This window comes from Pseudomonas sp. PB105 (assembly GCF_009764655.1).
GTDB classification, from domain to species: domain Bacteria; phylum Pseudomonadota; class Gammaproteobacteria; order Pseudomonadales; family Pseudomonadaceae; genus Aquipseudomonas; species Aquipseudomonas cyclaminis.
On sequence record NZ_RWIO01000028.1, the window covers coordinates 69844 to 93048 of the forward strand.

Here is a 23205-nt window from a genome sequence, read left to right on the forward strand (position 1 = left end):
GGATCAGAAATCCGCCAACTGCCACACCTCATAGGCCGGTGTCTCGTAGGGATGGCTGAGCTTCAACGCGGCCACAACGGACTTGATCAACGCATCCGCCACCACCAGCTCAACCTTCCATTCCTCGACTGCTTCAACTTGCCCGACCTGGCCAATAAACGGCTGGCTGCCGTCCAACGCCCGGAACTGGCCCTGGCCCAGCACTTGCCAGGCACAGCTGTCGTAGTCGCCGATGCGCCCGCCGCCAGCAGCGAAGACGGCGTTTTTCACCGCCTCTACATGGCTGTCGGGCACAAAGAAGGCGAGCTTGTACACCGTCTTAGTTCACCCAGACGCGCGCGTTGCGGAACATACGCAGCCAGGCGCCGTCTTCGTTCCACTCTTCCGGGCGCCACGAGTTCTGCACGGCGCGGAACACACGCTCCGGGTGCGGCATCATGATGGTCACTCGACCGTCGCGACTGGTGAGGCCGGTGATCCCGCGCGGCGAGCCGTTCGGGTTGGCCGGGTAGCTTTCGGTGACCTTGCCGTGGTTGTCGACGAAACGCAGAGCCACGGTGCCGGACAGATCGGCTTCGAGCAGTGCTTCTTCGCTTTCGAACTCGGCATGGCCTTCACCGTGGGCGATGGCGATCGGCATGCGCGAACCGGCCATGCCTTGCAGGAAGATCGAGTTGGATTCCTGCACCTGCACCATGGCTACACGGGCTTCGAACTGCTCGGAACGGTTGCGCACAAAGTGCGGCCAGAACTCGCTGCCCGGGATCAGTTCGCTGAGGTTGGACATCATCTGGCAACCGTTGCACACACCCAGGGTGAAGCTGTCGTTACGTTCGAAGAAACCCTGGAACGCATCGCGGGCACGGCTGTTGAACAAGGCCGACTTGGCCCAGCCTTCACCGGCACCCAGCACGTCGCCGTAGGAGAAACCACCGCAGGCCACCAGGCCTTTGAACTCGTTGAGGTCAACGCGACCGGCGAGGATATCGCTCATGTGCACGTCGATCGCATTGAAGCCGGCGCGGTCGAATGCAGCCGCCATTTCCACCTGGCCGTTGACGCCCTGCTCACGCAGTACGGCAACCTGTGGGCGAATGCCTTTCTTGATGTAAGGCGCGGCGATGTCCTGGTTGACGTCGAAGCTGAGCTTGGTGCTCAGGCCCGGATTGTCTTCTTCCAGGATCACGTCGAATTCCTGCTCGGCGCAGTCGGCGTTGTCACGCAGGCGTTGGATCTGGTAGCTGGTCTCGGCCCACTGGCGTTGCAGCAGGCGGCGCTGGCCGGCAAACACGGTATCGCCATTGAACGAGATATTGATTTCGCCGTTGTTGATCGGCTGGCCGATCACCGCCACGCAATCGTCCAGGCCAGCGGCGCTGAATTGTGCGAGTACATCCGGGGTGGCGTCCTGGCGCACCTGGATCACGGCGCCCAACTCTTCGTTGAACAGGATGCCGTTGATTTCGGCAGCATCCTCGGCAACGCTGTCGAGCACGATGTTCAGGCCGCAGTGACCGGCGAACGCCATCTCTACAACGCTGGTCAGCAAACCGCCGTCGGAACGGTCGTGGTAAGCCAGCAGGTGGCCGTCGGCGTTAAGGCCCTGGATCACGGCGAAGAAGGCTTTGAGGTCTTCCGCATCATCGACGTCCGGCGCGTGTTTGCCGAGCTTGCCGTGGGTTTGCGCGAGGATCGAGGCACCCATGCGGTTCTGGCCACGGCCCAGGTCGATCAGGATCAGATCGGTGGTGCCCTTGTCCATGCGCAGCTGCGGGGTCAGGGTCTGGCGGATGTCGGTGACCGGCGCGAAACCGGTAACGATCAGCGACAGCGGCGAGGTGACGCTCTTGTCCACGCCTTCATCGTTCCAACGGGTGGCCATGGACATGGAGTCCTTGCCTACCGGAATGGTAATGCCCAACTCCGGGCACAGCTCCATGCCGACGGCTTTTACGGTGTCGTACAGGCGTGCATCTTCACCCGGGTGACCGGCCGCGGACATCCAGTTGGCCGACAGCTTGATGTCGGACAGCTTGCCGATACGCGAAGCAGCGATGTTGGTGAGGGTTTCACCAATGGCCATGCGGCCCGACGCCGGGGCGTCCAGCAAGGCCAGCGGGGTACGCTCGCCCATGGCCATGGCTTCACCGGTGTAGACGTCAAAGCTGGTGGCGGTCACGGCAACGTCAGCCACCGGCACCTGCCATGGGCCGACCATTTGGTCACGGGCCACCAGGCCGGTGATGCTGCGGTCGCCGATGGTGATCAGGAAGCTTTTGCTCGCCACGGCCGGGTGATGCAGCACACGTTCGATGCTGTCGGCCAGTTCCAGGGCGCTTGGGTCGAAATCATCGCCCAGCTCGGCTTCACGTACCGCCGAACGGTGCATGCGCGGGGCTTTGCCCAGCAGCACTTCGAGCGGCATGTCCACCGGGCTGTTGCCGAAGTGGCTGTCTGTAACCGTCAGTTGCGGCTCGGCTGTGGCTTCGCCGACCACGGCAAACGGGCAACGCTCGCGTTCGCAGATGGCCTGGAAGCGCGCGAAGTCTTCAGGGCCGACGGCCAGCACATAACGCTCTTGGGATTCGTTGCTCCAGATTTCGTGCGGGGCCATGCCCGGCTCGTCGTTTGGAATGTTGCGCAGTTCGAAACGACCACCACGGTCGCCGTCGTTGACCAGTTCCGGGAAGGCGTTGGACAAACCGCCAGCACCGACGTCGTGGATAAAGCTGATTGGGTTCTTGTCACCCAACTGCCAGCAACGGTCGATGACTTCCTGGCAGCGACGCTCCATCTCTGGGTTTTCGCGCTGTACGGAAGCAAAGTCCAGGTCCGCCGAGCTGGTGCCGGTGGCCATGGAAGAAGCCGCGCCGCCGCCCAGGCCGATCAACATCGCCGGGCCGCCGAGCACGATCAGCTTGGAACCGACCAGGATCTCGCCTTTCTTGACGTGTTCTTCACGGATGTTGCCCATGCCGCCGGCCAACATGATTGGCTTGTGGTAGCCGCGCACTTCATCACCGTGAGGCGTGGTGATGGACTGTTCGAAGGTACGGAAGTAACCGGTCAGTGCCGGGCGCCCGAATTCGTTGTTGAACGCGGCGCCGCCCAGCGGGCCTTCGATCATGATGTCGAGGGCGGTGACGATGCGCTCAGGCTTGCCGTACGGCACTTCCCACGGCTGTTCAAAGCCAGGGATCTGCAGGTTGGACACGGTGAAACCGGTAAGGCCCGCCTTGGGCTTGGCGCCACGGCCGGTTGCGCCCTCGTCACGGATTTCGCCGCCCGAACCGGTGGCTGCGCCTGGGAACGGAGCAATCGCGGTCGGGTGGTTGTGGGTTTCGACCTTCATCAGGATGTGCACCGGCTCCTGTACCGCGCCGTACTGGCGGGTCTCCGGGTCCGGGAAGAAGCGGCCGGCGACGGAGCCGACGATGACCGAGGCGTTGTCCTTATAAGCCGACAGAACGCCTTCGCTGTGCATCACGTAGGTGTTCTTGATCATGCCGAACAGGCTTTTTTCCTGGCTCTGGCCGTCGATGTCCCAACTGGCGTTGAAGATCTTGTGACGGCAGTGCTCGGAGTTGGCCTGGGCGAACATCATCAGTTCGATGTCGTGGGGGTTGCGCTGCAAACCGTTGAAGGCGTTGACCAGGTAGTCGATCTCGTCTTCGGCCAGGGCCAGGCCCAGTTCGGTGTTGGCCTTCTCCAGGGCGGCGCGGCCGCCGCCGAGCACATCAATCGCGGTCAGCGGCTTGGGCTCGGCGTGGCTGAACAGACCGGCGGCCTGTTCGAGCTGGCTGACGATGATCTGGGTCATGCGGTCGTGCAGGCTGCTGGCGATCAGCTCGGCCTCGGCATCGCTGAACTGGCCGGCGACGTAGAAGGCGATACCGCGCTCCAGGCGCTGGATTTTGTCCAGGCCGCAGTTGCGGGCAATGTCGCTGGCCTTGCTCGACCAGGGCGAGATGGTGCCGAACCGCGGCAGAACCAGGAACAAGCGGCCGGTAGGCTCTTGAACGGGAACGCTTGGGCCGTACTTCAGAAGGCGTGCCAGCACTTGCTGTTCGTCGGCGGTCAATACGCCGGTAACGTCGGCGAAGTGAGCAAATTCAGCATACAGGCCTGTAACCGCTGGAACCTTCTGGCTCAGTTGTTCAAGGAGTTTGCTGTGGCGAAAGGCAGAAAGGGCAGGAGCGCCGCGCAGGATCAACATCTTCGGGACAGCCTCGGGAAGGGGTGTGCTTTGAGGCCGTGCATTCTAGCGTAAACCATCGCTAACGGCACCCGAAACGGCATCGCCGGCTGCTGCCGAACGTCAGTTGGCAGGGTTTGCATGCAATCGGGGCATTATCCAAGGCATTCGGCGCAGTTATTTTAACCGTCACAATTACCCGCCAAGCCACGTTTCTGCGGGCTGCAGCACAGTTTTGGCGGCGCTAGCAGACAAGACCGCCGCTGTCGAGATATGGCGCCGTGGGCCGTTTGCGTATACTGCGCAGATGTTCTCCCCAACTGCTTTGCGCCCGCGATGCGCCAAATGGCTCATCGCCACCGGACTCTTCCTGATGCTCAGCGCCTGTGTTGATAAACCCAGCACGCTTGAGCGAATCAAGGAGGATGGCGTATTGCGGGTGATTACCCGGAACAGCCCGGCCACGTATTTCCAGGACCGCAACGGTGAAACCGGTTTCGAATACGAACTGGTCAAGCGCTTTGCCGACGACCTGGGCGTGAAGCTGGAAATCGAGACCGCCGACAACCTCGACGACCTGTTCGGCCAACTGGGCAAAGCCAATGGCCCGGTGCTTGCCGCCGCCGGCCTGGTCAGCAGCGAGCAGCGCCAGCAACAGGTGCGTTTCTCCCATCCTTACCTGGAAGTCACCCCGCAGATCATCTACCGCAACGGCCAGTCACGCCCGACCAACGCGGCGGACCTGGTGGGCAAGAAGATCATGGTGCTCAAGGGCAGCACCCACGCCGAACAATTGGCGGCGCTTAAAAAGCAGAATCCTGCGATTGAATACGAAGAATCCGACGCCGTTGAGGTAGTCGACCTGCTGCGCATGGTGGACGAGGGGCAGATCGACCTGACCCTGGTGGACTCCAACGAAGTGGCGATGAACCAGGTGTACTTCCCCAACGTGCGCGTGGCCTTCGACCTGGGCAACGCCAGCAACCAGAGCTGGGCCGTGGCCGCAGGCGAAGACAACAGCCTGCTCAACGAGATCAACAGCTACCTGGACAAGGTGGAAAAGAACGGCACCCTGCAACGCCTCAAAGACCGCTATTACGGGCACGTCGATGTACTCGGTTATGTCGGCGCCTATACGTTCGCCCAGCATTTGCAGCAGCGCCTGCCCAAATACGAGAAGCACTTCCGGGCCTATGCCAAGGAAGAAAAGGTCGACTGGCGCCTGCTGGCGGCCATCGGCTACCAGGAATCACTGTGGCAACCGGCGGTCACCTCCAAGACCGGCGTGCGCGGCCTGATGATGCTGACCCAGAACACCGCCCAGGCCATGGGCGTGTCCAACCGCCTGGATCCCAAGCAAAGCATCATGGGCGGCGCCAAGTACCTGGCCAAAATCAAGGATGAGCTGGACGACAGCATCGCCGAGCCGGACCGCACCTGGTTTGCCCTCGCCGCCTATAACGTCGGCACCGGCCATCTGGACGACGCGCGCACCCTGGCGAAGAAAGAAGGCCTGAACCCGAACAAGTGGCTGGACGTGAAGAAAATGCTGCCGCGCCTGTCGCAGAAGCAGTGGTACAGCAAGACCCGCTACGGCTATGCGCGTGGCGGTGAGCCGGTACACTTTGTGGCGAACATCCGGCGCTACTACGACATTCTGACCTGGGTGACGCAGCCGCAGCTGGAAGGCAACCAGGTGGTCGAAGGCAACCTGCACGTGCCGGGTGTGGACAAGACCAAGCCGCCGGAAGACAACCCGAAGCTCTAGGTACCCGAGTGGGACAGGCCTTTGTGGCAAGCGGGCCTCTCTGGTGAAGGTGCCTTTGTGGTGCCTTTGTGGTGAGGGAGGCTTTTGTGGTGAGCGGGCTTGCCCCGCGCTGGGCTGCGAAGCAGCCCCCATAGGCCCGCCGCGATTTTTCAGGAAAACCGTAGCGCCTGGTTTTGGGGCGGCTTCGCCACCCAGCGCGGGGCAAGCCCGCTCACCACAAAAAGCCTGCTCACCACAAAAAGCCCGATCACCAGAGAGGCTCGATCACCACAAAGGCCCCTTCACCACACACCAACTGCACCTCATTCAAATGGCTCAACCTTGATCGACGTCGTCTTATAATCCAGTCAGCAGGTGGACTACGCCGTCCGATAACACCATCACTCCCGCTACACCCGTCACCTTCAACGCCGCCTCATCCAATCGCCCCGCCTCCTGCAACTGCACCCTTACCCGCGTCAGCGCCACATGCTGTTGTGACTTGACGTTAGCCACGCCACCCAATGCACTCAGCACGTCGGCCGACAACAGACTTTGCGTCGGTGCCTCGACCGTCTCGGCAATCAAGTCCGGGGTCAGGGCTTTCCAGAACGCCTGTTTCAATTTATCCAACATGCTCAGTTCTCCAGCACAACGGTAGCTGTTTGAAAGTCACGCAAGGCTTCGCGTACCTGGGCGGCCTCTTCCAGGCTCAGCACCTGGCGGGCGATGCTCTGGCAGTCGGCAAGGTCGAGCTCGCGCACGGTGGCCTTGATGGTCGGGATCAACGGCACACTGACCGACAACTCATCCACCCCCAGCCCGATCAACAGCGGAACCGCCAGCGCTTCGGACGCCAACGCGCCGCATACGCCGACCCATTTACCGTGGGCATGAGCGGCCTTGACCGTGGTGGCGATCAAGCGCAATACCGCCGGGTGAAAGCTGTCGGCCTGGCTGGCCAGCCGTGGATGGTCGCGGTCCATGGCCAGGGTGTATTGGGTCAGGTCGTTGGTGCCGATGGAGAAGAAATCCACATGGGGCGCAAACACGTCGGCCATCAACGCCGCCGAGGGCACTTCGATCATGATCCCCAGCTTCGGCAGTTCGCTCAGCCCCAATGCCAGCGCTTCCTCTTCGAGAATCCTGCGAGCCAGGTGCAGTTCCGACAGCAGGCTGACCATCGGCAACATGATATGCAGCCGCGCCAGCCCGGCGCTGGCGAGGATCGCACGCAGCTGTTCGCGCAACAGCGCCGGCCGCTCCAGGCACAGGCGAATACCGCGCAAGCCCAGGAACGGGTTGGTTTCGGCCTCCATCGGCACGTAGGCCAGCGGTTTGTCGCCGCCCACGTCCAGGGTGCGCACCACCAGATTGCGCTCAGTACCCAGGGCGCGGGCGATGGCCGTGTAGGTGCTGGCCTGCTCCTCCGGGCTCGGCGCACGGTTGCGGTCGAGGTAGAGGAATTCCGAACGCAGCAGGCCGACGCCTTCACCGCCGAGGGTCAGAGATTGCTCCACCTCCTGCAACGAAGCGACGTTGGCCGTGACCTCAACGTGATGACCGTCGCGGGTGATGGCGGGCAACGCAGCCTGCGCCACATCGCGCTGATGCCGCAGCCCCTGTTGTTGACGAGCCAGGTCCAACCGTTCGATCTCGGCCAGATTCGGCGCCAGGTGCAGCTCGCCTTTATCCGCATCCAGCAGGACCTGCTTGCCGTTCGCCAGCGCCAGCACCTGCTCCGGCACACCGCAGATCGCCGGCAGGCCCAGGGCACGGGCGAGAATTGCCACATGGCTGGTCGCACCGCCGCCGACCGTGACAAACCCCAGCACCTTCTGGCTGTCGAGGCTGGCGGTTTGCGACGGGGTCAGCTGCTCGGCGATCAGAATGGCGCGCTCGGGCAGGTCCCAGGCGCGGTCCTCAATGCCCAGGATCAGTTTGAGTACACGCTGGCCAACATCGGCCAGGTCCGTTGCCCGCTCGGCGATCAGCGTATTGCCCAATCCCTGGAACAACTTGACCGTGGCAGCAGTGGCGCCATGCCAGGCAAACGCCGCGCTCTTACCCTCGGCGAGCAAGCCATGGGCGTGTTCCAACAAGGTCGGGTCTTCGAGCAGTTCCTGATGAGCGCGGAAAATCTCCGCCTGGGCACTGCCGACAGCCTTGGCCTGCAAGGTTTGCAGCGCTTCGGTGGCAGCCCGCAGCGCGTGCGCCAACGTGGCACGTTCGGCCTCTTCGCCCGCGCCCTTTTCAGGGATATCCAGATCAGGCTCCACCACCTGCACCACCTGACCAAACGCCGAACCCGGCGATGCGCAAACACCCCGCAGCACCGACGCCGACACCACAGGTTCAACCACCACAGCCGGTACCGCGACCGTCTCGCCACAGCCTTGCGTCAACAATTCCACCAAGGCCTTGATCGCCACCTCGGCATCATCACCCGCCGCGCTCACTTGCAAGGTATCGCCCTGCACAGTTTGCAGCGCCATGATTGCCACCAGGGATTTTGCGTTGGCGCTCTGGGTTTGCTTGTGCAGGTAAATGCTCGCGTTAAAGCCCTTCGCCGCCTGGGCAAACACCGCCGCCGGGCGTGCATGCAGGCCATTGGCGTTGGGCAGGCTCAGCGGTTTGGAGAACAGCGCATCGCCCTCCTCCTCGTTTGCCACGTCAAGCGCCTGCGCTGGGGATAACGCCAGCAGCGGCTGGCCGCTTTCGACCACGCCACTGGCCAGCAGGGTGAACGGTTCGCCGCTGACCACCAGCATGAGGGTCAACAAGCTACGGGCATTGAGCGCCACGTAGTCGGCGTCAAATTCGATCAGCGCCTCGCCGGCCTCGACCCGCTGGCCTTCCTCGACCAATCGGGTGAAGCCCTTGCCCGCCAAGTTCACGGTGTCCAGGCCGATATGCATCAACACCTGCACGCCGTTGTCGTCGGTGATGCTGACCGCATGCCCGGTGTCCTGAATATTGCTGACCACCCCGCCCAATGGTGCGCACAGGGTCTGCGACGTGGGATCGATGCACAGGCCGTCGCCGATCATGCGGCTGGCGAACACCGGGTCCGGCACTTGATCCAGCGCCAGCAGCACCCCGGACAGGGGCGCCAGCAGTTCCAAGGGTTTCGATGGGATCATGACGTCACCTGCTGTTTTGTTCGGTAAAAATCATTGAGCAGAAGAAGGATTACTTCCACCAGTACTCGACCTGCACACCAAAATTCGACCCATGCCGTGCGGTGCCGTACGACCCGGTGTCGGACAATGCCGACCCCGCCGCCAGTTCATTCGCTGCGCGCTTGGCCGCTTCGTTCCAGGTGGCGTAGGTGTAGTACAAGCGCACTTCCGGCCGTGCCCAGAAATCCGGGCCTTTGGGCGACCACGTCGGGGCGAAGGTGAATTTGCTCAGCTTGCGCGTGCCGCCGCTGGCGTCGACTTGATCGTGGCCCAGTTCGGTGACGAGTTTGAATTGTTCGCTGATGGCATACGCCGGGCGCACGCCGAGGGACATCCAGGTCTGGTCCTGGCCGCCGGGGCGGATATCTTTCTGGTACACCGCCTCGACCTGCCCGCCGAAACGCGGCGTGACCTGCCAATCGAAAAACTCCACCGCGCGATAACTTTTGCTGCTGTTATCCAGGAAGGTATTACCGGTGTAACCCAGGCCGGTGCCAGGACCTTCGCCGTACTGCAACGCGAACGTGTTCTTGCCCCCCAGGAAAGGCTTTTGCACATGCTGCGCCGTCAACGCCCAACCGCTGTTGGTATCGCGGCCACCGGCCTTCTCGATATAGCTCAAGCCCAGTTCCAGCTCACCGCCAGGATTGGTCTTGAAGCCCGCGACGTTGAAGTCGTGACGGGTGGCGTATTCCTTTTGGTAGAGGTTGTCCTTGCGCGAAATGGCGTAGCTGTACTTGAGGTCGCCGATCAGCACGTCCTCGATACCGCCGCCGGTGGCGCTCTGGTTCCAGTAGTAGAAATCGGAGATATGGATGTCGTTACGTTTGTAGTAACGCCGACCGGCCCACAGCGAACCGCCGTTGAGGGCGGGCACGTTCGACCAATGCGCATACATCTGTGGCATGCGCGCCGAGCCGTTGTTCTCGCCCTGGAATTTCAGCTCGCGGTCGTACTTGTTGTACAGCGAGGCCATCGCATCGACGCTGAACACCGAACCATCATCGAGGGTCAGCAAGTCCTGGCGCAGTTCCAGTTCGGCGTATTGCTCGCATTCGTTCCCCAGACGGTATTTGGATTGCGCCCCTGGCAGTTGGAAACATTGCTGCGGACCACTGCCGGTCGACGCGCCTGCGCCGCTGCGCAAGTAACCGGCAAATTCCAGGGCCTGAGCGCCGAGAGGCAGGCTCAGGCAGGATGCAACGAGGCCCAGCTTTATTGTTGTTTTCATGAAGCACTCCGATATTTTTATTATGTTTTTTGAAGCACCCTGCGCCCCCACGGGAGTTCCGGGTTTAGTCCTTAAGATGCAGCACGAACGATTCGTAGGGACGCAGGACGACCGAGGCCGTTCGCAGCGGGCAATCGGGGTAGTTGCTGATCAGCAGGCGTTGCTCACTTGCCGCGCCGATCACGTCGTCAGGCAGCTGAATGGCGCAGGGCTTGCCATAGAAATTGTTCAGCACCAGCAGCCGCTCGCCCTGGCCCTCGCGCAGGTACGCCCACACCTGGGGATGGTCCTGCAGCAGTTCGCGGTAGACGCCTTCCTGGATCAGCGGTTCGTGACGACGCAAGGTGATCAGCGCGCGGTAGTGATGCAGCACGGAATCGGGATCATCGAGCTGGTGCTCAACGTTGATCTGCGCGGCATTCGCCGGGAGACCGATCCATGGCTCGCCCGTGCTGAAACCGGCATTGGCGCGTGCATTCCACTGCATCGGCGTGCGCCCGTTATCGCGGGACTTCTGCATGATCGCCGCCATGCTCGACGCCTGGGATTCACCGGCATCGCGCTTGAGGCGATAGATGTTGAGGGTCTCCACATCGCGGTACTGCTCGATCTGCTCGAAGCCCGGATTGGTCATGCCCAACTCTTCGCCCTGGTACACAAACGGTGTGCCCTGGAGAAAATGCAGCGCCGTAGCGAGCATCTTGGCCGAGACCACGCGGTGTTCGCCGTCGTCGCCAAAACGCGAAACCACACGCGGCTGGTCGTGGTTACACCAGAACAACGCATTCCAGCCGCCACCGGCCTGCATGCCCAGTTGCCAGTCAGAGAAAATCCGCTTGAGTTGCAGGAAGTCGAAGTCGGCCTTTATCCACTTTTGCAGATTCGGGTAATCCACTTTCAGGTGATGAAAATTGAAGGTCATCGACAGTTCTTTCGACGCAGGATTTGAATAACGAATGCAGTGTTCCAGGCTGGTGGACGACATCTCGCCGACGTTGATCAGGTCATGGCCTTCGAAGACTTCGCGGTGCATCTCTTGCAGGTATTCATGCACGTGGGGACCGTCGGTGTAGAAGCGGCGGCCGTCGCTGGTGTCTTCGGGAAAATCGGCAGGCTTGGAGATCAGGTTGATCACGTCCAGGCGAAAGCCGCCCACGCCCTTGTCACGCCAGAAGCGCATCAACTTGAACACCTCGGCACGGACCTTGGGGTTGTCCCAGTTGAGGTCGGCCTGGGTATGGTCGAACAGGTGCAGGAAATACTGGCCGGTTTGCGCCTCGTATTCCCAGGCCGAACCGCCGAACTTGGATTCCCAGTTGTTCGGCTGGTCACGCCAGATGTAGAAGTCGCGGTACGGGTTGTCGAGGCTGCTGCGCGCTTGCTGGAACCACTCGTGCTCAATGGAGGTGTGGTTGACCACGATATCGAGCATCAACTTGATACCGCGCCTGGCCGCCTCGTGGATCAGCAAGTCGCAGTCGGCCATGGTCCCGTAGCTGGGGTCGATGGCGTAGTAGTCGCTGATGTCGTAGCCGTTGTCCCGTTGCGGCGAGCGCAGGAACGGGGTGATCCACAGGCAATCCACGCCCAGCCATTGGAGGTAGTCGAGTTTGTCCACGATGCCCAGCAGGTCACCGGTGGCGTTACCCGCGTGGCTGTGGAAGCTTTTGGGGTAGATCTGGTAGATCACCGATTGGTGCATGGGGGGTCCTTCAGTTGGTTGGGTGTTGGTAGTGCATTCCAACCTGTGGGAGGGGGCTCGCCCCCGATAGCAATCGATCAGGCAACCCGATAACCAGGCCGAACAATCTTCATGCTCAACGCACAGGTCAGAACAAACGGCACGACCATCGCGATGACCATCCCGATCACAAACATCGCGATGGATTGCGGCACGATCGAGATAAATCCAGGCAAGCCACCCACGCCGATGGCCGACGCCTGGACCTTGTTCAGCGACAGGAAAATACTGCCCAGCGCCGAGCCCACCAGGGCCGCATAAAACGGAAACTTGAAGCGCAGGTTCACCCCGAACATCGCCGGCTCCGTGATGCCGAAGTACGCGGAAATCGCCGAGGTCGAGGCCATGCTTTTGTCCCGCGCGTTGCGGGTCATATAGAACACCGCAAGCGCAGCGCTGCCCTGGGCCAGGTTGGACATCACGATCATCGGCCAGATAAAGGTGCCGCCCTGGGTCGAGATCAGTTGCAGGTCCACGGCTAGGAACATGTGGTGCATGCCGGTGATCACCAGCGGTGCATACAACAGCCCGAAAATCGCCCCGCCGAGCATCGGCGCCAGATCAAACAGGGTGACCACGCCTTCGGTGATCAGGATGCCGAGGTGACGGGTCACCGGGCCGATGATCGCCAGCGCCAGCACGCCGGTGACGACGATGGTGGTGATCGGCACCACCAACAATTGAATGGCATTCGGCACACGGGCGCGCAGCCATTTCTCGATCACGCTCATCACATAGGCGGCCATCAGGATCGGCAGGATCTGCCCCTGGTAGCCGACCTTTTCAATTTTGAACCAGCCGAAAATATCGAAGTACGGCAGGCTTTGACCGTCGAGCCCCGCCACGGCCTTGCCGTAGTTCCAGGCATTGAGCAGGTCCGGGTGTACCAGCATCAGGCCGAGCACGATGCCGAGGATTTCACTGCCGCCAAACCGCTTGGCCGCCGACCAGCCCACCAGCGCCGGCAGGAACACGAACGAGGTGTTGGCCATCAGGTTGATCAGGCTCCACAGGCCATCCAGGTTCGGATAGGCCTCCAGCAGCGTCTTGCCCTCGATGAACATGCCCTTGGCGCCCATCAGGTTGTTGATGCCCATCAACAGGCCGGCAATGATCAGCGCGGGCAGGATCGGCATGAACACATCGGAGAACACCCGCACCAGACGCTGCATGGGGTTGGTCTTGTCGCCGCCGGCTTTCTTCACGTCGGCAATGGTCGAGGCGGCGAGGCCGGTCTGTTCGCGCAGGGCGGCGTAGACTTTTTCCACCTCACCGGGGCCGATCACTACCTGGAACAGACCACCGGTGAAAAACGAGCCTTTGACCAGATCGACCTGGTTCAACGCGCTGTTATTGACCAGGCTGGGATCCTTGAGCGCCAGGCGCAGGCGGGTGACGCAGTGGGCGGCTTGCTCAAGGTTGTCGCGCCCGCCGAGGTTCTCAAGAATCTCGCGGGCGATAGTCGAATAGTCGTGGCTCATGCTTGGTTTCCACTTTGATTTTTTTATTTGAGGGCAGTCATTGGCAGCACGCCGACGCCAAACGTACTCGTCTGTACGAGTTAAAGCAACAACTCGTCTGTACGAGTTTGGAAAATATCGTTTTTGGGTTTACCAAGGGTCAATGGACAAACCCCACCGCTGCCACTAAGGTTCCTGCCTTGAACGCACAGTTCACTTACAAACAGTCGGGCACAGAGCCATCCCCATGAGCAAATACAACCAGATCTACACGGATCTGCTTGCCAGCATCACCACCGAACGCCTGCAACGCGGTACGCGCCTTCCTTCCGAAACCGAATTGATGGACAGCTACCAGGCCAGCCGTGGCACCGTGCGTCGCGCCATCGAGCAGTTGCAGGAACGCGGTTTTGCGCAAAAAATCCACGGCAAGGGCACGTTCGTGCTGTCCCCCAACCCGATTGAGTTTCAACTGGGCGGCATCGTCAGCTTCCACGAAACCCACGCCGACCTGGGCGATGACGTACACACCGACGTAGTCGAATTTACCCAGTTCCCGCTGGAAGGCCCCCTGCAGCAACACATCGAAGCCGAACCCGGCAGCCTGATCACGCGGATCAAACGGGTACGGCGCATTGGCGGCAAACGGGTGATTCTCGACATCAACCACTTTGTCGCCGACCTGATCCCCGGTCTCGACCAAGCGATTGCCGAGCAGTCGATCTACGCCTTCATTGAACAGACCCTTCAGTTACAAATCAGCTACGCGCAACGCACCATCGAAGCCTTGCCGCGCAGCAAGGACGACCAGGCACACCTCGACCTCGACGGCCAAAGCCATGTGATCGTGGTGAGCAACCAGACGTTTTTGCAGGATGGGCGGCAGTTCGAGTACACCGAGTCGCGGCATACGTTGGATAAGTTTTATTTTTCGGATATTGCGCGGCGGTGAGTGCGAGCTTCCGGCATTGGAATTACGGCAGACATGGAGGATATCGTTGCCAGGGCTCCGTGGATAACTCCCTTGTTTCATGGCCCGAAAATTTATTCACTTCGGCATCTACCGCTCCTTATTTTCCTGGAGAAGCAGCTTGTTACCTTTGAGATCCGAAGCGAGCTGACAAACAGATTCGACCCAACCTAGAATGCCCATGTGGCTATGGAACACCTTCCTTCTAACCTCCTATGACCTAGGGGTTCCGCTCTCCACACCGCGCCTGCTTCTTGCAGGCGTTTTTACATCAGCAGAACAATGCTGCATCTCGTCCACGACGGCGGCCAGGGAGAAAATCAAGCATGAATCAGGATCTGTTCCTGCGTCGCCGTAGCAAAGTTCACGTCCCGACGGGCACTGGCGGTGCCACGCGCGCCCAGGTCGCGTCGGCTGTCCGGGAGGTCGCGGCGTTCCGATGCGTGTTATCAGAGCCTCTGATTGAGCAAATCGGCACGTTGTCAGCGACAGAACTCAAGCACTGGCTGGTCGACATTATTGGAGTTCTCCGGCGCAGAACGGGCGCTCATGTACACCATCAGCCGTTTTATCCTGACTTTCCAGAGCAGGTTCTGAAGGCCTCAGAGGCAGAGTTGTACCTTAACGCTGTCATGCACTACCTGACGCTTTGGCGTTTACCACCTGCTGAACACTCTCGACCTGCATTGCTGGAAGGCAACTTCATATCCCGCGTTATCGAACCGGGGAGCGTCTCTGAGTTCGAGTCACTGCTCGCGCCGCTGGTTTCAGCGCGCACCTCGCTCTCCGAAGACGACGCTGCGGATGTCGCCTGGTTTATCCGCGAGTACAAAAGCGATGTGTTCCGTCTGCTGCCTGAGGTCGTCCCGTTCCGCGAGATCCGTGCACAGATTGGCGGCGCACTGGTCCTGCATGTCGCCGGCGATGCACGGGTGGACGCGTTCCTTGAGCGAAACGTCAAAACGGCGACTGACGTGCTACGACTCGCTGTCGCACTGAGTGGCGCAGACGTGTCACTGGCGAACGCTTCGACCCGTTTCACCGCGATGAAGCGATCAATACGCCGCCTGCTGTTGCGCCTGCTCGACCAAATACCCAATGCTGTAGAAGATGTGATGCGCCATGCCGAGCGATGGAAACGCCTGGCGGAGGTACTGCACCCGGGCGAGTACTCCGATAAATACCCACAAGCGCTAGCGGCCATCACAGCAGCACGTCGCAACGAAGCGCCAGCTTCATTTGGGTCACGTGTCGAGACACTGTTTGCCCAGCGGCACATAGCCGCGCTTACGCCCATACTGCAGAGCCGTCCTGGCGAATTCGCACGGCGGCTGGATGCGACCCTGCGACGTGCGGCGGAACCCGAGTCGGTTCTCGACGCGTTCGAGGCGGTTGCGGCCCAAGTGTCTTCAGCTGTCCTGCTGCAGTTGCTGGCCCTACTGCGTGCGCCGCGCCCCCTGCCCCTGCGGGCCTTCATCCCGAAAGGCGCACTTGCCAAAATCTATGGCATCAAGGATCGACGCGAACCGCTCGCTTGCGATGTAGTGGCGCGTGCAGCCAGAATCTGCGAGGACGCTCTCGTCACGCGCTTTGCGTCGCTACCGCCACTGGGCCGCTGCTTCATTGATCCAGCACTACGCGAATACAAGGTGCCGCTCGCGCAACGTGCCTCATCGAAGTCACTACGTACGCTGGTGCGGGGCAGTCGGTTGCCTATGCCAGAGACACGCTTCATCCGCCTGTTCCTGTGGTGGAAAAACGGTGGCGGACGCACAGACATCGACTTGTCCGCAGCGTTTTTCGACGCCAACTTCGTGTTCAAAGAAACGGTCGCTTACTACAACCTTAAGGGTTATGGCGGCTACCACAGCGGCGACATCGTCGACGCTCCCAAAGGGGCTTCGGAGTTCATCGACCTTGACCTTGATGTGCTCGTCAAGAAAGGTATCCGCTATGTCGTCACGTCTATCAACTCATACACCGAACAACCGTACTGCGATCTTCCAGAATGCTTCGCGGGCTGGATGGCCCGCGCCGATGTGGCGTCAGGTGAAGTATTCGAGCCGCGCTCCGTAGTCGACCGTATCGATATCACATCCGACACAGCGATCTGTCTGCCATTCGTGATGGATGTGCAGGAACGACGCATGATCTGGGCCGATTTGGGGCTCACTTCATCGGCGCGGTGGAACAACGTCCAGAACAACCTGAGTGGGGTATCGTTGATGCTGCGGGCTTTGGTACATACTCCTAGGCCAGATTTGGAGACCCTGTTCGATTTACATGCTCGCGCACGGGGAGAACGCGTGACTTCACCGCAGCAGGCACAGGCGGTGTTTGCGCCTGATCAAGGGGTAACACCGTTCGATACGGATTTGATTCGATCAGGGTTTCTTTGATATCAGCCTTCGGCGCTCATTGAACATGGCAGTTCTTTCTTCCTTCAATGGCGATGCCTCCATTGCCTAGGTCGCATATGACGAGCAGATACTTTCCCCGTTGCCGGACACTGACCGGCTTCTATAAAGCCTCGATAGTGATGGTCAGCGCGCTTCTAATCGCCTGCCAGTCGCCGCGCGAGGCACTGCAACAACTGGCTGACGAACACGGCCGGCAATTGGAGGTCCTGCCGGGGCATGCCTTCCCCCTACTCATACTTGCGCCACGCATTGCAGAAAGGACGACGCGTCTGCGTGTCTACCTGGAGGGCGATGGCCATGCGTGGGCGACGGCCACTCAACCCAGCCTGGATCCGAGCCCGCACCATCTGTTAGTACCCCGGCTGGCGGTCAGTGATCCAACACCGAATGCCTACCTGGCACGCCCCTGCCAGTTCCTGATGACCGCAGCCTGCCAACCAGCACTCTGGACCCATCGACGATTTTCCCAGGAAGTGGTCACCCGCCTCAGCCAGGGGCTGGACGAATTGAAACGGCGATACGGCAATTGCGAATTCGAATTGGTGGGGTATTCAGGTGGCGCCGCTCTCGCCTTATTGTTAGCGGCGCAGCGCAGTGATGTTACCCAGGTGCAAACCCTTGCCGGCAATCTCAGTCCTCGCCTGTGGGCGACGATGAAAGGGCTGTCGCCACTCGACGGTTCACTGGACCCGCTGGACTATCGTGATCGACTCGTCTTAATACCCCAGCGTCATCTGATCGGGGAAGAAGACCAGATTATTCCAGCTGGCTTAGCTGCCAGCTACCAACAGGCGCTGGGCTCGCCCCTCTCCCAAAGCGTGCATGTAGCCGGAGCAAGCCATGACAGGGGGTGGGAAGCGGCATGGAGCCGGTGGGTTAAAACGCCGCTGGCGCATAGGCCTCCTGAAATCAACGGCGCGCCGGTCCGTTCAAAAACACCCGGATGCCCTCCCTCCTAGAAAAAAGAGGTATTCCACACAACTTTTTTCGATGGCTTGCGAACATCTGTGGTGAGCGGGCTTGTCCCGCGCTGGGCGTGAAGCGACCCCAAACCAAGCGACCTGGATTTATCTGATACTCGGCGGAGCCCCTAAATGGGGGCGGCTTCACCAAGCGAGACCGCAACACCACCCCTAAGTTCCGATTATTGCCGGGTAATCCAATAAGGACTCAAAAAATAGCTGGAGCTTCGCATTTTTTGGTTTCTTTTTCGTCATTGGTCATTTTTATGATGAATTCTCCTACAAGCATCGTGTAAATTTCGGCGCGCTTGAATCAGCATTTCACTGACAAGCTGGCAGGGAAGCCAAAAAAAGACGCTGACGCGTAGGTAGTTCCCTGTCAGCTTTCTACCTTGTAAGGATACTGCCTTGAACATTTCACACCTGCGCCGCTCGTTGTTGGCCCTGTCCGTCGCAACTGCCACTACCGCCGTACATGCCGCCCCCGCACCCGACTTCAATTACGACCTGAGCACAGGGGCATACAGCAGCTCCGGAGATGTTTTCAATAACGCCACCTTCACCGGGACGTCGCAAAACGCAGGTGTCATGCTGACCAACGTGAACCTGGCGGGCAACCTGGTCAACCAAGGCAAAATCAATGTGACGGCCGCGACCCCCACCGAATTCCCGTCCGGTATCGCCATGACCCTCAATTCCAACGTCGCTGGCGACCTGGTAAATAATGGTGACATTACGGTGAGCGGCAATGCCGTCGTCGGGCTGGATGTATATCTGGCGACCATCGCGGGTGAAATAAACAACAACGGCAACATCACTGTGACCGGCGAACAAGCCGAAGGCATGCTGATCACCTCGACCCAAGCGCGCATCAATAACTCGGGCACTATCACCGCGCGCGGCATCGACTCTATGGGTATCGACATCGAGAAAGCCCGCTTTACCGGTCAGATCGCAGGCGCTCCCGCCAAGAGCGATATCAACAACAGCGGGACTATCTCCGCCGAAGGCATCGGTATCCGCTTTCGCAGTCTCGACACATCCGGCGGTTCCAACAGCCTCTCCATCATGCAAACAGGCGGCCTGATCGAAGGCGGCACGGCAGCCATTTCAGTGGACGACGACAATGCCTCATCTTCGTATTTCTACTGGGAAGGTGGTCAGGTCAAAGGTGACGTGCTGGGCTTGAGCGGCGTACTGGTGCGTGGAGACGCGATGTTCGATGGCTCGACCATCCGCGCGGGGTACGTCGATATCGGCGATGGCCGCCTGACGCTGCTCCGCCCGCAGACGACGATTGCGGGCGACCTCGACCTGGACAGCGCCACTGCGCGCCTGCGCCTGTTGCTGGACAACAACACACTGCCCAATGCGCCGATCCTGAAAGTCACCGGCAATACCTACTTCTCTGCAGGCAGCCAAATCGAACTGCAGGCTCGCTCCGACGACTTCCGCACGCCGGCCCAGGGCACCCGCTACACCCTTATCAACTCCGGCACTTGGGAAGAGCCGCAGAACCTGTCCGTGGTGTCCTCCTCGGCGCTGCTTGAGGTGAGGAACTTCGGCATTGACGGTCAGGACGTCAAAGCACTGGTTGCCACCCGCAGTGATGAGGTGATCACGCAAGACCTGCTGGGTGCCCGTGGTTCGCGCAACGCGGTGAACGCCATCAAGCCGTTCAAAAACACGGTCCTGGGCCAGATGGACGAAAGCGACCCGGTGTTCCAGCGTTTCGCCAACGCCGCCACCAGCGAAGAGCTGGCCAAACTGGCCGAAACCCTGACTCCAGATGTCAGCCGTGGGGCGATCAACGCCGCCACCAATAGCCAGAACCTGGTTGCAGGCGCCATCAACCGCCGGGCCAGTAAAGCGCGTAGCGGTCTGTCATCCGGTGATGTCCTGGCAGAACAAGGCGTATGGCTGCAAGCGCTGTCCAGTGATGCCAACCAAGACAGCCGCCACGGCATCGACGGCTATGATGCCAACACCAACGGCATCGCCGTGGGTGCCGATGGCAAACTCAACACCGAGACAACCGTGGGCCTGGCCTACAGCTACCTGACCAGCGACGTCAAATCCGACCTGGGCAGCAAGACCGACGTCAGCGGCCATGCACTGACCTTGTACGGCAACTGGGCCCGCGACAATTTCTTTGTCGACACCTCGCTGATGTACGGCTGGAACGACAACGAGTCCAAACGCTACATCGCCGGTACTCGCGCCAAGGCCAACTACGACAGTGAGATCTTCGGCATCAACGCACTGGCAGGCTACACGTTCCAGCTCGACAAGCAGTGGCTGCTGGAACCACAGATCGGTGCGCGCTATGCCAACGTATCGATTGATTCGTACCGTGAAAAAGGCAGCTCGGCGGCCCTCAACGTCGGCAAGCAGCGCTATGAAACCGGCGAAATGGGCCTGGGCGCCCGTCTGGCGGCCGCTTTTGACGTAGGCGCGGGCAGCCTGGAACCCGAAGCCAAGTTGATGGCCTGGCACGATTTCATCGGTGACAAGGCCAGCACTACCTCCACCTTCGTACTCGGCGGTACACCGTTTACCACCACAGGCGCGACACCCGCGCGCGACAGTTACGAGCTGGGATTGGGCGCAAACTACCGCGTGGGCGCGTGGACCGTGGGCGGGATGTACAACTACCTGACCAGCAGTGGTTTCGACGCGGACACCTTTACTGCGAATGTGCGTTACGATTTCTGATACGTCTTCGCCAAAAACAACAAAACCCGCCAAGGCGGGTTTTGTTGTTTGAGGCTGATGGTAAAGCGATCTCTTACCTATAAAACAGGTTGTTGAAGATCATTCCCACTCTATTATCGATGACATATATATTTCGTTTTAAATCAATAACTTAGAGTTTAACAAAGAACAAATACCATTATTTATACCAAGCTAGCAACCTCTTCACCTAAGATTTGGCGCGATGCTGGCAGCTATCTACCCCGCGCCCTCGCAAGAATCTGAGATAGCATATCGGGCACTAATCCCTCGGATCTAAGTGTTGCAGTTCGATACCCGAGCTGATTTTTTGCCAGATTTATTCCTGTCTCAGCCGCAATGCTCTCGCAAGCTACCCCCCACTCGCCCCAGTTCAGCGAGAGAAATGATTCGAGGTGGTCATCGAAAATAGCCACTGCGTCCGAAATCGTCGCAGGAGGGAAATCCTCTTCAGCCAAGCCGAAATATCTCATTAGCATCCTGTTTTCCGCTACGTGATTTTGGCGTTCTTGATCTATGGCGTTCTGTTGTTTATTTTTCGCCCTCGCTCGCGCCTCAAATCCACCGTCCGCATCAAACAGTGCATAGACTGGCACTCCAATAGATTTCAAAATCGCATGTGCGAGGGGTATTGACGTCTTGCTACCCACAGAAATGATTGAAAGCCCTGCGGCTTCAAGGTCACCGGGAAACGTTCTATCCCCAATCCCATAGAACACAGCAGATTCTGTTGTGCCTTCCACAAGAAATGCACGATTCGCAAAAAGTGCGATAGCAAGCTGGTCGGCAACATTATGGTCGAGCCTACGATCAACTACATCGCCGGCTACTGTTCCATGAAGTCTCACCTTCACATCTTCAACTGTAGCAAAATGAACTGTCACTACCGGAAATTTGTCAGTAGACCTTGTAAGCCGTCTTACCTGATGGAAATTCCGCGACTCCAAAAAGTAGGGACTATGAGTGGCATAGGTCACTTGGATACGCTTTTCAGTATCTTCGGCAAGTGATCTGAGTACCTTTGCGAAGGTCTGCGCTTGGATCGGGTGCTGGAAAAGCTCTGGTTCCTCGATCGCCAAGCATATGACACCTTCCGCTGACGCTGCGCCCGACTGAGCCAAGAGTTGTAATGCGGAGATCAGCAGAGTGCGCTGAAAGCCGTGACCTTGTCTCTCTACTGGAGTTTTAGTGGTACCGTCAAGTACTGCAACGTCGAACGTTGTGCGAGGCGCTTTAAGCTCCACTTCAGCCGGAGAAACTGTAATTCCTCGGCCTGGAGCATAGGTTGCTACTACCTCATTGAGCTGGGTCGTGATGGTCTCGAGCTGCTTCGTAAACTTCTCTTCATAAACCTTTTGTTGCTTTGCTCTTGAATCTGCAACGATTTCCGCAATTGCCTCATCGGCAGCAGCTCGATCAATAGAGCGCTCAAGAATTCGTCCAATGATACTTGTCTTACCGTCGATAGACTCCTCACTTGCGCGAAGGTCGGCCGTAACCAAAACAAAGTCGAAAAGCCCGCTCATTACACCGCCGCTATTGAAACCAAAAAAATTGGTTTGCAAAGCCTCAGGGGCATCGAGAAGTTGACCAGTGTGAGCTGCCTCCCATGCTGTCATCGCTTGTTCGACGGCGGGGCCTGTATTTGCCGCAGGAAGATTAAGTTCAGGTCGTTCTCGCCGCAGAGTGGCATAAAGCTCTTTCTTCGCAGCGGCGCTTACTGCAGCCTTGATAGCATTAAACTCTGGGAATCCTTTTGCATTTGCCGAGAGCACATCGAGACCGTCAGGGGATCGAAGTCTCCATGCGGTAAATGTATTGACTCCTTCAGGCGCATACTTACCAAGCGCCTCTCTATCCTTTTTTGTGAGCTCCCCGAAAGTAACTTGAACCTCAATGTGTTCATCAGTCGCACCAAATGAGCAATCCTTCTCAGTCAATGAGCCGGACTTGCCATTGAAGAACCAGTCGAGTGCACGGAGAACAGTTGACTTTCCGGCCCCGTTCGGACCAATGAAAGTCGTAACGGAATCGAATGGAATTGTTACGTCTTTCAAAGTACGGAAGTTTTGAATACGGATGGACTGGATCTTCATTTCAACCTTCTCTCCTTTTTGATGTAATCCCTCACCATGAAGGTGAAAGAACCTTCCCTTTACTGCCTCAGTCAAAAAATCGTCGACCGAACTTACAACAGCACACTGAATCATCCCGGGTTACGTCGCAAAGCTCCCTTCAATCAAGCAACGATGAAGCCCGATTTTTACCATAGTCGCTTTCACCATAACCTGCCAGATGAAGAATACAAAAAACCGTAATCACGCGGGCGTCAGGTATTTGTTGCTAGCCGTTATCAGTCAACATCGGACGCTCATCATCCATTCCGTCACCGACAATAAAAGCCGCCTATTTGAAATGACCTGTACTGTGAACATCGCGAGCACTGTGAAGCATCACACTCAATGCTTTACACTCATTATTCAGATATCTTACCAGCGGGCCGCTCAACATTCGGATTATATGCTAGATATAGTTGCCGCTGCAGGATATCTAATTCAGCCGGA

At 59.1% G+C, this 23205-nt stretch carries 13 protein-coding genes; 5 read left to right on the plus strand and 8 right to left on the minus strand.

Annotated elements, in window-relative coordinates; genetic code table 11:
* Positions 1-3: 3 nt before the first annotated feature.
* Together EJD88_RS05860 and purL are read right to left on the minus strand one after the other, a co-directional pair.
* Positions 4-315, minus strand: a complete 312-nt coding sequence (locus EJD88_RS05860) for a YqfO family protein (RefSeq protein WP_158877177.1) — start codon at positions 313-315, stop codon at positions 4-6.
* Between the two features lie 4 nt (positions 316-319).
* Positions 320-4216, minus strand: coding sequence for a phosphoribosylformylglycinamidine synthase (gene purL / locus EJD88_RS05865; protein WP_158877179.1), 3897 nt, complete (start codon positions 4214-4216; stop codon positions 320-322).
* Positions 4217-4502: 286 nt separating this feature from the next.
* Between purL and mltF the strand changes: the two genes are divergently transcribed.
* The gene (mltF, locus tag EJD88_RS05870) at positions 4503-5963 is read left to right on the plus strand and encodes a membrane-bound lytic murein transglycosylase MltF (RefSeq protein WP_099585591.1); all 1461 of its coding nucleotides are present in this window, start codon (positions 4503-4505) and stop codon (positions 5961-5963) included.
* A 336-nt stretch (positions 5964-6299) separates the two neighbouring features.
* Here mltF and EJD88_RS05875 read toward each other — a convergent pair whose 3' ends face one another.
* The 5 genes from EJD88_RS05875 to treP all read right to left on the minus strand — a co-directional run bounded on the left by EJD88_RS05875 (position 6300) and on the right by treP (position 13577).
* On the minus strand, positions 6300-6578 hold the full coding sequence (locus EJD88_RS05875) for a PTS transporter subunit EIIB (protein ID WP_158877181.1): 279 nt from the start codon (positions 6576-6578) through the stop codon (positions 6300-6302).
* A gap of 2 nt (positions 6579-6580) precedes the next feature.
* On the minus strand, positions 6581-9085 hold the full coding sequence (gene ptsP / locus EJD88_RS05880) for a phosphoenolpyruvate--protein phosphotransferase (RefSeq protein ID WP_158877183.1): 2505 nt from the start codon (positions 9083-9085) through the stop codon (positions 6581-6583).
* Between the two features lie 49 nt (positions 9086-9134).
* Positions 9135-10355 (minus strand): carbohydrate porin, encoded by a 1221-nt coding sequence (locus EJD88_RS05885; protein WP_158877185.1) that lies wholly within the window; start codon positions 10353-10355, stop codon positions 9135-9137.
* Between the two features lie 64 nt (positions 10356-10419).
* Positions 10420-12057 carry an alpha,alpha-phosphotrehalase gene (gene treC / locus EJD88_RS05890; protein ID WP_158877187.1) on the minus strand — a complete coding sequence of 546 codons (1638 nt, stop codon included), beginning with the start codon at positions 12055-12057 and terminating at the stop codon, positions 10420-10422.
* A 77-nt stretch (positions 12058-12134) separates the two neighbouring features.
* Entirely contained in the window at positions 12135-13577 is a 1443-nt protein-coding gene (treP, locus tag EJD88_RS05895) for a PTS system trehalose-specific EIIBC component (protein WP_158877189.1), read from the minus strand.
* A 226-nt stretch (positions 13578-13803) separates the two neighbouring features.
* Here treP and treR point away from each other — a divergent pair, with 226 nt between their 5' ends.
* The 4 genes from treR to EJD88_RS05915 all read left to right on the plus strand — a co-directional run bounded on the left by treR (position 13804) and on the right by EJD88_RS05915 (position 20623).
* Positions 13804-14508, plus strand: coding sequence for a trehalose operon repressor (gene treR / locus EJD88_RS05900; protein ID WP_099585597.1), 705 nt, complete (start codon positions 13804-13806; stop codon positions 14506-14508).
* A 344-nt stretch (positions 14509-14852) separates the two neighbouring features.
* Positions 14853-16925: a TerD family protein gene (locus EJD88_RS05905; RefSeq protein WP_158877191.1), complete on the plus strand. Its 2073-nt coding sequence runs from the start codon at positions 14853-14855 to the stop codon at positions 16923-16925.
* A gap of 140 nt (positions 16926-17065) precedes the next feature.
* Entirely contained in the window at positions 17066-17905 is an 840-nt protein-coding gene (locus EJD88_RS05910) for an alpha/beta hydrolase (protein WP_158877224.1), read from the plus strand.
* 411 nt (positions 17906-18316) lie between these two features.
* Positions 18317-20623 (plus strand): autotransporter domain-containing protein, encoded by a 2307-nt coding sequence (locus tag EJD88_RS05915; protein ID WP_158877193.1) that lies wholly within the window; start codon positions 18317-18319, stop codon positions 20621-20623.
* A 233-nt stretch (positions 20624-20856) separates the two neighbouring features.
* Here the strand turns inward: EJD88_RS05915 and EJD88_RS05920 are convergent, their stop codons facing one another.
* Positions 20857-22737 carry an ATP-dependent endonuclease gene (locus tag EJD88_RS05920; protein WP_158877195.1) on the minus strand — a complete coding sequence of 627 codons (1881 nt, stop codon included), beginning with the start codon at positions 22735-22737 and terminating at the stop codon, positions 20857-20859.
* Between the last annotated feature and the right edge of the window lie 468 nt (positions 22738-23205).

Excerpts from the sequence above, each read along its gene's own strand:
- purL (WP_158877179.1), bottom strand. The coding sequence starts at position 4,216 with ATGTTGATCCTGCGCGGCGCTCCTGCCCTTTCTGCCTTTCGCCACAGC.
- mltF (WP_099585591.1), top strand. The coding sequence starts at position 4,503 with ATGTTCTCCCCAACTGCTTTGCGCCCGCGATGCGCCAAATGGCTCATC.
- EJD88_RS05875 (WP_158877181.1), bottom strand. The coding sequence starts at position 6,578 with ATGTTGGATAAATTGAAACAGGCGTTCTGGAAAGCCCTGACCCCGGAC.
- ptsP (WP_158877183.1), bottom strand. The coding sequence starts at position 9,085 with ATGATCCCATCGAAACCCTTGGAACTGCTGGCGCCCCTGTCCGGGGTG.
- EJD88_RS05885 (WP_158877185.1), bottom strand. The coding sequence starts at position 10,355 with ATGAAAACAACAATAAAGCTGGGCCTCGTTGCATCCTGCCTGAGCCTG.
- treC (WP_158877187.1), bottom strand. The coding sequence starts at position 12,057 with ATGCACCAATCGGTGATCTACCAGATCTACCCCAAAAGCTTCCACAGC.
- treP (WP_158877189.1), bottom strand. The coding sequence starts at position 13,577 with ATGAGCCACGACTATTCGACTATCGCCCGCGAGATTCTTGAGAACCTC.
- treR (WP_099585597.1), top strand. The coding sequence starts at position 13,804 with ATGAGCAAATACAACCAGATCTACACGGATCTGCTTGCCAGCATCACC.
- EJD88_RS05905 (WP_158877191.1), top strand. The coding sequence starts at position 14,853 with ATGAATCAGGATCTGTTCCTGCGTCGCCGTAGCAAAGTTCACGTCCCG.
- EJD88_RS05910 (WP_158877224.1), top strand. The coding sequence starts at position 17,066 with ATGGTCAGCGCGCTTCTAATCGCCTGCCAGTCGCCGCGCGAGGCACTG.
- EJD88_RS05920 (WP_158877195.1), bottom strand. The coding sequence starts at position 22,737 with ATGAAGATCCAGTCCATCCGTATTCAAAACTTCCGTACTTTGAAAGAC.